The sequence below is a fragment of the Pedosphaera parvula Ellin514 genome (assembly GCF_000172555.1).
GTDB lineage: Bacteria > Verrucomicrobiota > Verrucomicrobiia > Limisphaerales > Pedosphaeraceae > Pedosphaera.
The window spans coordinates 178,733-191,992 of sequence record NZ_ABOX02000006.1 but is presented as its reverse complement, the minus strand read 5'-3'; the positions used below and the strand labels follow the sequence as shown (position 1 = coordinate 191,992).

Here is a 13,260-nt window from a genome sequence, read left to right as displayed (position 1 = left end):
TCTTCAGGGAGACTTCACCGCACGATAGAACGTCTTGGAATTGGTTCCCGGAAGCATCCAGTGCAACTGGGCGCTGGTCAGAGTGCCTGTGCTATTGTTGGACCAGTTCGTGAGATTGGATGAGGATTGCAAGATATAGGTCGCACCAATCTGGCCATTGAGCGCCACATCCACCTGGCTGCCGCCGGGGCTTGCCTTCAGGGTGGCGGTTGCCGTCACAGGCAGCACGAACAAGGTGACGCTTTGGGCGGGCAACGTGGCATTCAAGATGGCATTGGTATAGGTGAGATTGGGAAGATGCGAGATGGCATTGGTATTGAGTTGCCACACCTGCGCGCTGCCGCCGTTTCCGAAATTGGAAATGCCGAGTGAAACGGGAACGGTATTCGCAAGATATTTATTAATGACCATGATGGTGAGTGCGCCGTCATTGGTGCGTTGCGCGGCGAACGCAGCGACATTATCGATATTAGTGGCGGCTGCGAGAATGCTGGTATCGCCGAAAGTGGATTTGTTGCCATCGTAATTGCGATACAACTTGATGGCCTTGTAAGTGGGTGTGGTATTCGCCGGAGTGGTCCAACGAGTGGCGAGGTCAAGACCTTCGCGGCCAAAGATCCCGAGGATGTCAGCCTGGACAGTGGCCCCGTTCATATGATCTTCAGCGCCCCAGTTATACTCTGTAACAGCGGTGCGGCAGCCGGGATAGTAAGTTGCAACCCAGCTTTTGATTCTTGGGATTAGATAGATTTTTTGGGCAATCCAGGAGGCATCGACATAATTGGTGTCCCAGAGCGAGCGCGTGGATTTATTGCGCAACAACTGGGTGGCAGTCGAAACATTTGTGCCAAACTCACCGCTTCCCTGTGGATAATAATGAACGCTAAAAACGTCGAGCAGGCGTTTGCCAGTGACGTTGTTGGATTGGCGAAATTGGTCCAGCAACCAGGGTAGATAATCCTTTCCTCCGTGGTTGGCCCGATCCGTACTACCGCCCGTCTGAAAATCATAACCACTGTTGAGGTATCCGAGCCAGCCCCACTCTTCCGGCCCTACAACGATGGCATTGGGATCCACAGCTTTGATCTTGGCGGCATAGTCCATCATTTTATTCCGCACTTCGTCCATGGTGGCGCCTGTGGGATGGACATCACGATGGGTTTCGTGCCAAAGGCTGTATTCGTTATCGAGGATGTAGTAGCGCAAGCCGCCATTGGTGGCGGTGTGCCAGACGTTGGTAATGTGTTGCACCCAATTTTGTTGATAGGAGGAGGTTGAAGGGATGTTCGCATCGTTGGGATCGTTGCCAACAACGTATTGGCCATTTGTCTTCACGCCGTTGCCGGCATCGGTCATATAAACATCGTGATTTGTTTGGAGCCCGTATTTGGCGATGGAAAAACTTGCCAGCTTTCCGCGGCTGGGACCGAGCTTGGCGATCCAGTCGAGCATGGGAACCGTGATCAAAGGCTGGGCACCGGCGGCTTTGGAATTGGAGATGAAGGTATCGCCTCGCTCGCCCGCGACAGAACTGGTATCACCGATGCTTTCGAAAAACCAATCCGAGCCGCGGTTATCGCCATTCACCTGCCAGTTGTAACGGCTGGTGTTGTTGCCACCGAGACGGTTGACAGGAGAATTGAGGTCGTTGAGGTCGGCGGTTGTACCGTAAGCCACGCCGTAAATTTCGGGGCTGATGGCGTGGCGATTCGCGGCAACGTCGATGGTGATGAAATTGGTCGATGGAGGCGGCGGTGGTGGAGCAGATATGAGAACAATGTCATCCACATAAAACACCGGGATGGTGCTGGCGGTATTATTTGCGATCCAAAATCGATCCATGTCGCCGACATTGGTGACTCCCAGTGCATAGAGCGGCACGGTGATCCGTTGCCATGTATTAGCCGGCAAAGTGGGAATTGTATAAGAGGAGGAATTTGCTGCGGCTCCCAAGGCTGCCTTGACGATCAAATTCTGCCCCCCGGTTGGTCCACCGTTTATCCAGAAGGTTATATTGGTATAAGCAGTGACATCAAAAGTTGGGTTTTCGAAAGAGAGCGCCTCCCAGCCATCGCAGACCACGCTGATGGAGTATGTCCCGGAATGGACCGGGTTGGTATTTTGGAAATTATTGGCCGACCAACTCCAGTCCTGCCAGTTATTTTGACGTGAATCGTCGTAGACCGTCTGGTCTGCCGAGGCTATTGAGAAGCACATTGCAGTCAGCAGGAGAACGGACCCAAAGACTTTAAAGGATTTGCAAGCCATTGAAGTGTAAAAACAGCATAGCATGGGCCAGTTCAGGGGTAAAATTTAAAAATAAGGCGCTCTAACACCTGTGAACATGCAAAAACGCCGGGGATGTAGGTCTGATGAAAAAAGAAAAGCAGAGCACGGCATAAATAAGATAGGCGCTCCTGCAAGCAGGATTAGGCCCGAAGGCAGTCCACGCCCCGGACGAAGATCTTAAACCCGGTATTTGGACTTGATGCTCGTTGCTCTGCCACCGGCACTATCATTCAGCCGAATTACAATTTCAACGGAAAGTTATTCACAATTTTAAGACGGTTTTATCGCAGTCGAACCAGCGTTCAGCAGTGCCTCATATGCACCGCTTGCCCGGAGCGACACCGGGGACTGCGAGGAATTTTGTAATGAGTTTTTTTCGGGAAGCTGGTGCGCAGTTGGGTATCACCCACCTCACTGTGATGGTTCGATTCCATCGTCCCGGAATCTTTCGGGTCGTAAGCATTAGCAGTGATGCAGCGGTCTCTCATACCGAATGTCAAAATAAATTTCCGAAAGGGGAAAATGGAAAGACAAGGGAAGTGAAGGAGTTGATTCATTGGAACTTTGGATCACCAAGCTGTTACGAAGGAACATTAAATTGTTGAAAGCAGGGTGCTTTTGATTTGAGGCGGCGTTGTCGGCCTTGTCGTTATCTTTCAGATAGCGCCGGCGGCCTCCGCCTTGCCTCAAACCAAAATCCCTCCTGCCTTTCGGAAATTTCTTTCGACATTCGGTATGCCCCAGAACACGGAGTATTACCGTGACGGCCCACCAATTTGATTTGCCGACGTGGCTCAGCAGCGACAGCAGCAGTTTTGTAAACTGCCGGGCACTGCCCCACGAGAGTGCGAGTCTCTCCGTCGGCTCCAGATTTAAATTAATAATCACAATTGCTCCCGTAGCTCAATGTATAGAGCGCCGCGCTTCGAACGCGGAGGTTACAGGCGAAATTCCTGTCGGGAGTGCCAACTCATTTTGGATTTTTGATCTACGAATGCCGGTTTAAGAACCGGCATTTCCAAGCTGCCGCGTTAGCCCAATTAGCAGAGGCGCTCCGCTTAGAACGGAGATGTTGAGAGTGCGAGTCTTTCACGCGGCACCAATCTATCCAGCTCCTGTAGCCCAATTAGCAGAGGCAACGAACTTAAAATCCGCAGAGTGTCAGTGCAAATCTGACCGGGAGCACCAAAGAATTTTGCCCATGTAGCCCAATGCAGAGGCACCAAGCTCAGAACTTGGCAAGTGCAGGTGCAAGTCCTGCCATGGGCACCAATAATAATTTGCAACTCCTGAACGCGAAGTAGATCCAGCGGCCTCGTACCATAGCGGGGTGCATTTAGTTGGTGGAAGAGACCAACCAGGAGTTTGCAGAAGTTTTTTAATTTTTGATTTGCGAATGCCGATTGAAAAGCAGGCGACTGTTTTCGCCGCATTCAAAATTCAAAATCGCAATTCGCAAATTTCAACTCCTCCGTAGTTCAATAGCAGAACAACGACCTTTTAAGTCGTGAGATGCGAGTGCAAATCTCGCCGGGGGAACCAAATCTCAGTTTCGAGTGACGCATTTCGAATGGCGCATTTAATACAACGACGACGCTCGGTGGTGAAATAGGATCATGGTTGTCTTACAAACAACAGTCGAAGGGGCAGAACCTTCCCGGGCGACCATTCATTGCTTCGTGGTGTAATCAGTAGCACAGCGGTCTCTGACACTGCTGGTCCTGGAGCAAAGCCAGGCGAGGCAGCCATTTTAAAGCCGTAGTCTTACAAACTACCCAAGGTGGAGAGTTACCATCATGGGCTACCAATTTGCCGAAGAGTGTGGAAGTGGCACACCTGCCTTTGACGCAGGGAGTCCTGGAGCGTTACCAGGTTCGGCAGCCAGTTTACGGCGCAATCAATCGGTAAAATCGGCTTCCTTGCACGCTGTTGGTAACCACGTTATTCGTGCCGCTCACGACCGGCGCGTTCGTAACGATGGACCAATTACTCGTGGAAAGGTTGCTGTTTGCCTGAAGAGCATAGTGCAGGGCCGAGGTTGGCCAGGAAATCTGGAGATTAGGATTGGCGGGGAGGCGCTGAATACCAAGTCGCATGGGCGTTCCGCCCGGGACAAGTGCTTGGACTGTAACCGGAGTGCCAAATGCCAGGCCATCGTACGGGGTAACAGTACAGCGCAGCAGGTCGCCGGGTTTGGCGGCGCCGCGAGGTATGGCATCGGCATGTGCAGCATTGGTGACATCGCGGAATGGGGCACCATTAATACTCCACTGAAACCGATTGCGCATCAGATCAAAATCAGGATCCGCGATCAAGGGAATGGTGAGGCGACAGAAAACCACATCATTGGTGGTGGGAGCAACCGGATCAAAGGCGGCACCGATGGGATTGGGAACATGATTCACAGGCACCCCACCCGCATTTAATACAAAGAACGGTGCTTGCACCATGACCTGTCCGTTAATCGAGAGTTCAAAAGTCCAGGTACCGGCGATGTCCGGAGTTAAGTTATAATACACCCACCAACTTGCATAGCGGTAAGCGGTCGCGTTGTTGTGAGGATTGGTTCCGGAATCAAAAAACAGGGTTCCATTGGGTCGTAGATAACGCAGCCTCCAAGTGCTGTTTGCCGGCTGGTTATGGATGATATACCAGGCACCGATTGGTTGGAAACTGCCCGTTCTGACGAAGGTGCCGGTGCGGACAGGATTGTAGGGAAAGAAGGCGGTATCGGGAAAATTGTTCGTGTTGTGCATCGCAAAGTCCTCGATCCACATGTCGCGACGAATCGGAATTTGATGCACCCAACCGGTCGTGCCCGGTCGACAAGTGCCTGCTGAGGGTTCGTAGAAAGTGTTGTTAAAGCGGGATTCAAAATGCAGGTGCGGTCCCGTGCTATTGCCGCTGCTGGCGGCGAGTCCGACTTGAGTTCCGGCCTTGAGAACCTGTCCATTGGTAACGGCAATGCTGCCGTTGCGCAGGTGGTAGTACCAGGTGTAATGCGTGCCCCCATGGAAGATCACGACATAATTGGCAGGCTGGCCACCCATTGATGTGTTCTTATCAAACTCGCCATCATGCCAGTCTACAACCGTGCCATCGAGAGCGGCGAACACGGGAACGCCAACGTCCTGCTCGCCGAATGAGCGGAGGTCAATGTCATGTCCTTGGTGACCGTCGTAGGTGAAGTCGGTGCAATCCCAATCCTGGATGCCGGAGCTTGTATTCAGATCGACGAAATTGTTGATGAACCGATCATCCCAAACGGTACCGGCAATCGGGACGAAGGGATACAACGCAGGAGGATTGGAAAGAATCGATTCAGCAAGACCCAGGCGTGCCATGCTCCTTGAGATGTTCAGCTCGATCTGCTGGCGTTCATGAGCGGGAATGCAGTTATCCGTAAATGGTTGCGGGGGGCCGCCACCGAAATTCTGCGCGTTCAAAGGCAAATTCAAAATAAAAGCCAGGATAAGAACTCCAACCGCAGAAGCAGTTCTGGAAAGTTTCACAGATGACCGTCTGATTGGGTGCAAGCAAATCACATCCTGGAGGAGTTTTCAATAAGTGATTACCACCATGGCTACAACAAGGAACAAACACCGTACGAAGAATGAAGACTTCGGTCTTCACTTGAGAAGATTGGAAGATTTATGAGCAACAAACTGAATAAGGCGAGTGTTCTGGTGCTGAACCGGAATTGGCAGGCGATCAACATCCGTACACCGGAGGATGCCATTTGTCAGATGGCGACCGGGGTAGCGACAGGTTTGGAAATCGAAGCCGAAGACCAGATTCGCCCAGTGAGTTGGGCCGAGTGGTTGACATTGCCGATTCGTGAGCAGGATGAAGCGGTCCGGACGGTGCGCGGCGCGATCCGTATGCCGACGGTGATTGTGCTGGCGAATTTCGCGAAGGTGCCAAAGAAGCGCCCGAAGTTTGGAGCGAAGGCGATTCGCGAGCGCGATGGGAATCGCTGCCAGTACACCGGTCGCGTGCTGAAGCCGGAGGAAGGGAGCATTGATCACATCCTGCCGGTATCGCGCGGCGGCAAGGACGCGTGGGACAATTGCGTCTGGGCTTGCAAGGCGATCAATTCGCGCAAGGGCAATCGTTTGCCGGATGAGGCGGGACTGAAATTGCTCACGATGCCGAAGGCTCCGAAGGAATTGCCGATGACGGCGTTGATTCGGAATCACCAGGGCATTGCGGACTGGAGGTTGTTCTTAAGTGAGTAGGCAATTTCGATCAGGCCAGCAGCTTGTCTGCGTGGAATCTGCAGACAAGTTCTGCGCGTTGGCTGGTGCGAAAACTGGTGAGAACCGGTAAGCGGGGTTCGAAACCCCATTAACAGACAAAAAGGTAAAGCCTGTGGCTGGGAATCGGCGCGTGAGCGCAACGGGAAGACAGCTCAGCGAGATTGCTTCGGCAGTCTCCCGCTGCGGACCCGCGATTCCTCGCCATGGGCAGTCGAAGGAAAAATTATGATGGAGAACATTTTTTGGACTATTGCACTTGCAGCGGCAATCGTGGTGCCGTTGATAGTTGCGAGTCGATGGACTGTGTTTACGGTGTCGGAGGGCTTCTACGGGCTGTTGTATTACAACGGCAAGTCGTGGCATCGCATCAGTCCGGGCAAACACCGATTCTGGAAGAGTGGTTACACGGTGCAGCTCGTGGATATGCGCAAGACGATCCTGACCGTTGCCGGCCAGGAGGTGTTGAGTGCGGAGAACGTGGGCTTGAAGGTCAGCGCGGTGCTGACTTACCAGATCATTGAGTGCGAAACGGCGATGCATACCGTGCAAGATTATGTGGCGTCGCTGTATAACGCAACACAGTTGGCGTTGCGCTCGGTGATTGCGGGCCAGTCGATCGAGGCATTGCTGGACAAGCGCCTGGACATCGGCAAGGAATTGCTGGCGTTGGTTAAGCTGGAAGCGGAGAAGCTTGGCATCGAGGTGCATGCCGTAGAGGTCAAGGATGTGATGTTTCCGAGCGAGCTGAAGAAGGCGTTCTCGGAAGTATTGCGCGCGCAAAAGGAAGGTCAGGCGGCATTGGAGCGGGCACGTTGTGAAACTGCGGCTTTGCGCAACCTGGCGAATGCCGCGCGGTTGATGGAAGGCAATCCGGCATTGATGAACCTCCGCTTGATGCAGTCGATCGGGGCCGCGGGTACCACCGGCAATACGCTGGTGATGGGAATGCTGGGTGGGTTTGTGCCGATGAAGAATGGTAATGGCAAAGCTGAGTCTGATCACAAAAAGAGTTCGGAAGAAAACTAAGCACGTCGCTGGATTCGTAAGGTTTCGAGCGCAGAAATAAATGCGGTCGCAAACTTACGTTTCCAGCAACGAACGAATACAGTAATTAAGGAAGTAATTTAATGAACAACGAGACAATAACGCTCTTTCGTCCGGTCGGACCGAAGGAACTGGGATTGGTACGCGAAGGAGGCTTCAAGGGGTTTCCGCCCAGGTTGCCGGAGCAGCCGATCTTTTATCCGGTCACAAACGAAGAGTATGCAGTGCAGATTGCACAGCGCTGGAACGTGCCGGATTCGGGATCGGGGTATGTCACCCGGTTTCAGGTGAGGAAAGAGTTTTTGAGCAAGTATGATGTTAAGAATGTTGGAGCCTCCAAGCATAATGAATATTGGATTCCGGCAGAAGATTTGAATGAGTTTAATCGGAACATTGTTGGCGAGATCGAAGTGATTGCCGAGTTCCACAAGTAGAAGTGAGTTGTTATGAGTGCAGAATTTAATCCACAGATGATTCAGGTGACTGGTGGAGCGACGGGCTTTATTCCGGCGCCTGAGAACAAGGGCAAGCCAATCACGGTGATTGGAACGAAGGCGATTCGCCAGACGTTTGATGAGAAGTGCCTTGAGCAGGCGATGAACTCGCGTGGTGCGCCGGGGGTGACGGATTTGGTCCTGAACCCGGATGCACACTGCGGCTATGGCGCACCGGTTGGTTGTGTGTTGGTATCGCCAACGCATATTTACCCGGGTCCTGTGGGCGTGGATATCAAGTGCTCGATGAGTCTCCTGCAGATGGATCTGCCGGCAGATGCGGTCGTGGACCGTGGTGTGCGTCGTGCGTTGATCAATGCGATTCTGGAGCGCACGCCGACGGGAGCGGGTCGCGGTCAGCGTTCGGCGCGGAAGGCGCGCAAGGTCAGCACAGTCAACGGCGAAAAGGTCCTGATTGAAGGGGCTTCGCCGGTAGTGTGTGCGGCTTTGGGTATTCCACAAGAATGGGCGAGTCGTTGTGAAGATGCGTTTCATGTCGGGCATGATGATACGAAGGATGCGTTGGGCAATCGTCTCGCTTACTTGATCGCGGAAGGCAAGATCCCGAACTTTGAGGAAAAGGTGATTCAACTTGGCTCGTATGGCGGCGGCAATCATTTCGGTGAGTGCGAAGTCGTGGAGTTGGTGGATAACCAGCGGGCGCGTCGCGCGGCTGAGGTGTTTGGCATGAAGGACAATTGCGTCGCGTTCCTGTCGCACTGCGGTTCGCGCGGGATGGGTCACAGGTTGGCGTCGGGGCAGTTCCGCACGTTGCAGGAGAAGTTCGAGCGTTGGGGTATCGCGCTACCAGGTCAGGACAAGGAATTGGTCTATGCACCGCTGGGAACGGCGGAGGCGAACGATTACCTGGATGACATGGCGATGGGTGCGAACTTTGCAACGGTGAATCATCTCCTGATCAATGCGCTGGTGTTGGAGGCGTTTCAGGAAGTGATTCCGGGAGTGAAGGGACAACTGGTCTACTTCATCAGCCACAATATTGCGCGTCGCGAACGGGTGAATGGCGAGGAAGCGTGGGTGCATCGCAAGGGTGCGACGCGCGCGTTTCCGGCCGGGCACTATTCGTTGATTGATACGCCGTATTACGAGACTGGTCACCCGATCCTTCTGCCGGGAAATCCGCAGGATGGTTCGGTGGTGATGGTGGCGGATTCGGGTGCAGAGAAGAGCTGTTACTCGGTGAACCACGGCGCGGGTCGTTGCAAAGGGCGCAAGGCCGCGATTCGCGAACTAGACCAGGAGAAGGTGGATGCCGGACTGGCGAAGCATGACATCCTGACCAACTGCCGCGTTTATCCGAAGGACGAAGCGCCAGCGGCGTACAAGGACTTCGGAGAGGTGTTGCGCTCCGTTGAAGAAGCCGGGCTGGCAAGCCCAGTGGCGAAACTGAAAGCGCGGTTTGTGATCAAGGATGCCGAATTGGGGTTGAGAGGGGCGGCATAAGGAAACGTTAACGCAAACATGGCCAACCGCGGACGCAAGAGAGCGTTCGCGTGTTGGCCAATGTTTCCTTTAAAAAGAGTAATTCATTTGCGCAAATGAGAAATGAGTCAGGAGATTTATGGGTTCGAGCAGAGATGATTTTGTTAAGTATCCGCGGACGCCGCATTTATTCGGCTCCCAGGGCACGGATGATGATAAACACCTTGGACATAAAGAGTCCGAAGCGTGTATCAAAGATCCTTCTTTGATCGTGGAAGAGAAGTTGGATGGGACTAATGTGGGCATTCACTTTACAACCGCGGGCAGGATGGTGTTGCAGTGTCGAGGGCACGAAATCACTGAGGGCATGCATCCGCAATATGATTTGTTCAAGCAATGGACGGCGGTGAAACGAAATGCCTTCGAAGAGATGTTAGGCAGTCGCTTCATACTCTATGGAGAATGGTTGTATGCGAAGCACTCGGTGCATTATCGCGGTTTGCCCCATTATTTTTTTGAGTTCGATATTTACGACAAGGATGCCGGCGAGTTTCTTAATCTGGAGACCCGGCTGAAGATGCTTGAAGGCACCCGCATTCAGACGGTGCCGGTGATTCAAAGAGGCAAGTCGACTTTGGAGGAATTGGTGGATTTGGTTGGTAATTCGGCTTTTGACAGCGCCTTTGAAAATCCCATCAGCGGCGGGACGGATACATTGATGGAAGGGCTATATCTCAGAATCGAAACTGAGGGAAGAGTAACAGGCAGGGCAAAAATGGTGCGCCCGGAATTTGTTGAAAAGGTAAAACGGAGTGAACATTGGCAGCATCAGGCCATGGTGCAAAACCTGTTGATTGAGGGAGTGAATATTTGGGAATGAAAACGTGGCGGGACATTATAAATGCGACGAATGCGCAGATTATCACCTGGGCTGAAAAGCAGTCATGGGCTGCTGCGATGGCAGCTTGCGGGCAGGATTCGAAATGGCATGCGGAGGGTGACGTGTGGACGCATACCAAGATGGTTTGGGACGAAGTTGCGAAGCTGGCAGAGTATCGGGCGTTGGATCGACTCTCTCAGTTAAAGCTGCTGTTCACTGCCCTGCTCCATGATTGCGGCAAACCGGCAACGACGGAGATTGATCCGGATTCAGGACGCACCCGGTCGCCGAAGCACTCGATTGTTGGGGCGGCGTTGGCGCGCAAGGTTCTCCGCGACTTGCAGGTTGACCTGAACACACGGGAGGAGATTGTGCATTTGGTGCGGTACCATGGACGTCCGCCTTATCTGCTCGAGAAAGGACACGAGGTTCAGGAAGTGATTTCACTTTCCTGGTTGCTGAACAACCGGTTGCTTTATCTATTCTCGATAGCAGACACCCGCGGTCGTAAAGCGGAGGAGACGAGCCGGCCTGAGGAGAAGCTGCACTTTTGGAAGATCATTGCGGAAGAAAATCAATGCTTTGAGCGCGCGTATTCGTTTGCAAATGATCACGCGCGGTTCCTGTTTTATCGCAAGGAGCTTTCAAGCCTGCATTATATTCCGCGCGAGGATTACAAATGCACTGCGACCTTGATGTCTGGTTTACCTGGCTCGGGCAAGGATACGTGGTTGCAGAAGCACAAGCCGGGACTTCCGGTGGTGGCCCTGGATCAGATTCGAGAGGATTTGGACATTGATGCCACAGAGAATCAGGGAAAGGTAATTCAAGCTGCCCGGGAGGAAGTTCGGGGACACTTGCGCGCCGGGAGGGATTTTGCATTTAACGCGACAAACACAATGCAACAGACGCGCAAGCGGTGGATTGATTTGTTTGCAGATTATGGAGCGCGCATTGAGATCGTTTACATCGAGCCAACCATATCAAATATTCTGGAACGGAATCGGCGGAGGGAGCAACGTGTTCCTGAGAAGGTAATTCATCATCTTCTTGAAAAACTGGAGCCGCCGCAAATCACGGAGTGTCATGGTCTGACATTGGTGGGAGAAGTTTAGCATGATGCATTTAATCATACCAACGGGAACTCAAGTAGTGACGCGGACGGAATTGAGGTCGGCGACGGGAGAGCTTTTGCATGCTGCCGGGTCGGTGGGCGTGATTGTTGAAGCGCCGCTGGATGGGACGCATTCTTACCGCGTTCGGTTCGCTGATGGAACCGAAGGGGCATTCAGTCGTCAGCAATTGTCATTATTGAAGCAATTCAAGGGAGAAGGAATTGGTGCGGAAAATCCGCATGCAGCGGAGATAGATTATTACTCGTTTGTGATTTATCGGTGTGTCGTTGGGTCGCGGGCGTATGGGTTGGAGGGAGAGGAGTCAGATACGGATCGGCGCGGGATTTATTTACCGCCTGCGGAATTGCATTGGTCGTTATATGGGGTGCCGGAGCAATTGGAAAATCCGGAGAATGAAGAGGCTTACTGGGAGTTGCAGAAATTCCTGGTGCTGGCGTTGAAGGCGAATCCGAACATTTTGGAATGCCTGTATACACCGCTGGTTGAATTGGCGACGCCATTGGCGCAGGAGTTGTTGGCAATACGGGAGAGCTTTCTCTCGAAGGTGATTTACCAGACTTACAATGGTTACGTGATGTCGCAGTTTAAAAAGCTGGAACAGGATTTGCGGGCACGGGGCGAGATTAAATGGAAGCATGCGATGCATTTGATCCGGTTGCTGCTATCCGGTGTGACGGCGCTCAAAGAAGGAGTGGTGCCGGTGCGTGTGGGTGAGCATCGGGAACAGTTGCTGGCGATTAAACGAGGTGAGCTGCCTTGGGCAGAAGTGAACACCTGGCGGTTGAGTTTGCACAAGGAATTTGATGCGGCGTATGCAGCGACGAAACTGCCGGAGCGGCCGGATTATGAGAAGGTGAATACTTTTCTGGTCAGGGCAAGAGGCACCATGGTTAGATAAGATGAAAGTTGGAATAATTTGCTGGAGGAACTTGAGATGCTTGTTATTCAAGAGAAAATCAGGAAAAGGTTGGAAGCGGAAGCGGCGAAGCAGCTGTATCCCCTGCTCTTTGTGACGGTGAGTGGGGCGCATCTGTACGGATTTCCGTCGCCGGATTCGGATTATGATTTGCGCGGGGTGCATGTGCTGCCGGTGAATGAGGTGATTGGGCTGAGCACCGGGCGTGAGACGATTGAGGTTTCGAAGATTGAGGATGGGTTGGAGTTTGATCTGGTGACACATGATGCGAAAAAGTTCTTTGGCTTGATGCTGAAGAAGAATGGTTATGTGCTGGAGCAACTTTATTCGCCACTGATCATTCAAACGACGCCAGAGCATGAGGAGCTGAAGGAGATCGGGAAGTTGTGCATCACCAAGCATCACAGTCACCATTACTTTGGGTTTGCGGAGACGCAGTGGAAATTGTTCGACAAGGAGCGGCCGCGTCGCGTGAAGCCGCTTCTTTATGTGTATCGCGTGCTGTTAACGGGGATTCACTTGATGAGGACGGGGCAGATTGAGGCGAACCTGGTGACCTTAAACGAGGAGTTCAAGCTTTCGTATATCCATGACTTGGTAGCGCGGAAACTGGGTGGGCCGGAGAAGTCCACACTCGCGGACGCTGACATGGAGTTTTATACGAAGGAATATGAGCGCCTGCGGGCGGAGTTGGAGAATGCGTATCAGCAAAGCTCCTTGCCCGAAGTGCCTTCAGGCAAGGGAGCGCTGGATTCGTTGTTGAAACGATTGAGGTTGGGATCGAAATGAGTCGGAACTA

10 protein-coding genes and 6 tRNA genes are annotated in these 13,260 nt (G+C 52.8%); 14 read left to right on the top strand and 2 right to left on the bottom strand.

Going from position 1 to position 13,260, the window contains the following annotated elements:
- Window positions 1–3: 3 nt before the first annotated feature.
- Window positions 4–2,217, bottom strand: coding sequence for a glycoside hydrolase family 44 protein (locus CFLAV_RS06955; protein ID WP_202796855.1), 2,214 nt, complete (start codon window positions 2,215–2,217; stop codon window positions 4–6).
- Window positions 2,218–3,072: 855 nt separating this feature from the next.
- Here CFLAV_RS06955 and CFLAV_RS06945 point away from each other — a divergent pair.
- From CFLAV_RS06945 to CFLAV_RS06920, 6 genes are all read left to right on the top strand, one after another.
- Window positions 3,073–3,158 (top strand) — tRNA-Thr (locus tag CFLAV_RS06945).
- Between the two features lie 23 nt (window positions 3,159–3,181).
- Window positions 3,182–3,257, top strand: a tRNA-Arg gene (locus CFLAV_RS06940).
- A 57-nt stretch (window positions 3,258–3,314) separates the two neighbouring features.
- A tRNA-Leu gene (locus tag CFLAV_RS06935) sits at window positions 3,315–3,391 on the top strand.
- A gap of 9 nt (window positions 3,392–3,400) precedes the next feature.
- A tRNA-Leu gene (locus CFLAV_RS06930) sits at window positions 3,401–3,477 on the top strand.
- A gap of 9 nt (window positions 3,478–3,486) precedes the next feature.
- Window positions 3,487–3,561, top strand: a tRNA-Leu gene (locus tag CFLAV_RS06925).
- Window positions 3,562–3,756: 195 nt separating this feature from the next.
- Window positions 3,757–3,831, top strand: a tRNA-Lys gene (locus tag CFLAV_RS06920).
- A gap of 344 nt (window positions 3,832–4,175) precedes the next feature.
- Here CFLAV_RS06920 and CFLAV_RS31990 read toward each other — a convergent pair.
- The gene (locus CFLAV_RS31990; RefSeq protein WP_007413952.1) at window positions 4,176–5,801 is read right to left on the bottom strand and encodes a M23 family metallopeptidase; all 1,626 of its coding nucleotides are present in this window, start codon (window positions 5,799–5,801) and stop codon (window positions 4,176–4,178) included.
- A 141-nt stretch (window positions 5,802–5,942) separates the two neighbouring features.
- On the opposite strand from CFLAV_RS31990, the gene CFLAV_RS06910 reads away from it, so the two are divergent.
- The 8 genes from CFLAV_RS06910 to CFLAV_RS06875 all read left to right on the top strand — a co-directional run bounded on the left by CFLAV_RS06910 (window position 5,943) and on the right by CFLAV_RS06875 (window position 13,250).
- Window positions 5,943–6,527 (top strand): HNH endonuclease, encoded by a 585-nt coding sequence (locus tag CFLAV_RS06910; RefSeq protein ID WP_007413951.1) that lies wholly within the window; start codon window positions 5,943–5,945, stop codon window positions 6,525–6,527.
- A gap of 246 nt (window positions 6,528–6,773) precedes the next feature.
- Window positions 6,774–7,574 (top strand): slipin family protein, encoded by an 801-nt coding sequence (locus tag CFLAV_RS06905; protein WP_007413950.1) that lies wholly within the window; start codon window positions 6,774–6,776, stop codon window positions 7,572–7,574.
- A gap of 101 nt (window positions 7,575–7,675) precedes the next feature.
- The gene (locus CFLAV_RS06900) at window positions 7,676–8,026 is read left to right on the top strand and encodes a hypothetical protein (protein ID WP_007413949.1); all 351 of its coding nucleotides are present in this window, start codon (window positions 7,676–7,678) and stop codon (window positions 8,024–8,026) included.
- A 12-nt stretch (window positions 8,027–8,038) separates the two neighbouring features.
- Window positions 8,039–9,550, top strand: a complete 1,512-nt coding sequence (locus CFLAV_RS06895; protein WP_007413948.1) for an RtcB family protein — start codon at window positions 8,039–8,041, stop codon at window positions 9,548–9,550.
- 118 nt (window positions 9,551–9,668) lie between these two features.
- Complete coding sequence (locus CFLAV_RS06890) at window positions 9,669–10,409, top strand: RNA ligase family protein (protein ID WP_007413947.1); 741 nt, start codon at window positions 9,669–9,671, stop codon at window positions 10,407–10,409.
- Complete coding sequence (locus tag CFLAV_RS06885; RefSeq protein WP_007413946.1) at window positions 10,406–11,524, top strand: AAA family ATPase; 1,119 nt, start codon at window positions 10,406–10,408, stop codon at window positions 11,522–11,524. Before CFLAV_RS06890 ends, CFLAV_RS06885 begins: the two co-directional genes overlap by 4 nt.
- Before the next feature lies 1 nt (window position 11,525).
- Complete coding sequence (locus tag CFLAV_RS06880) at window positions 11,526–12,443, top strand: nucleotidyltransferase domain-containing protein (protein WP_007413945.1); 918 nt, start codon at window positions 11,526–11,528, stop codon at window positions 12,441–12,443.
- A 36-nt stretch (window positions 12,444–12,479) separates the two neighbouring features.
- Window positions 12,480–13,250 (top strand): nucleotidyltransferase domain-containing protein, encoded by a 771-nt coding sequence (locus tag CFLAV_RS06875; RefSeq protein WP_007413944.1) that lies wholly within the window; start codon window positions 12,480–12,482, stop codon window positions 13,248–13,250.
- Window positions 13,251–13,260: the final 10 nt, after the last annotated feature.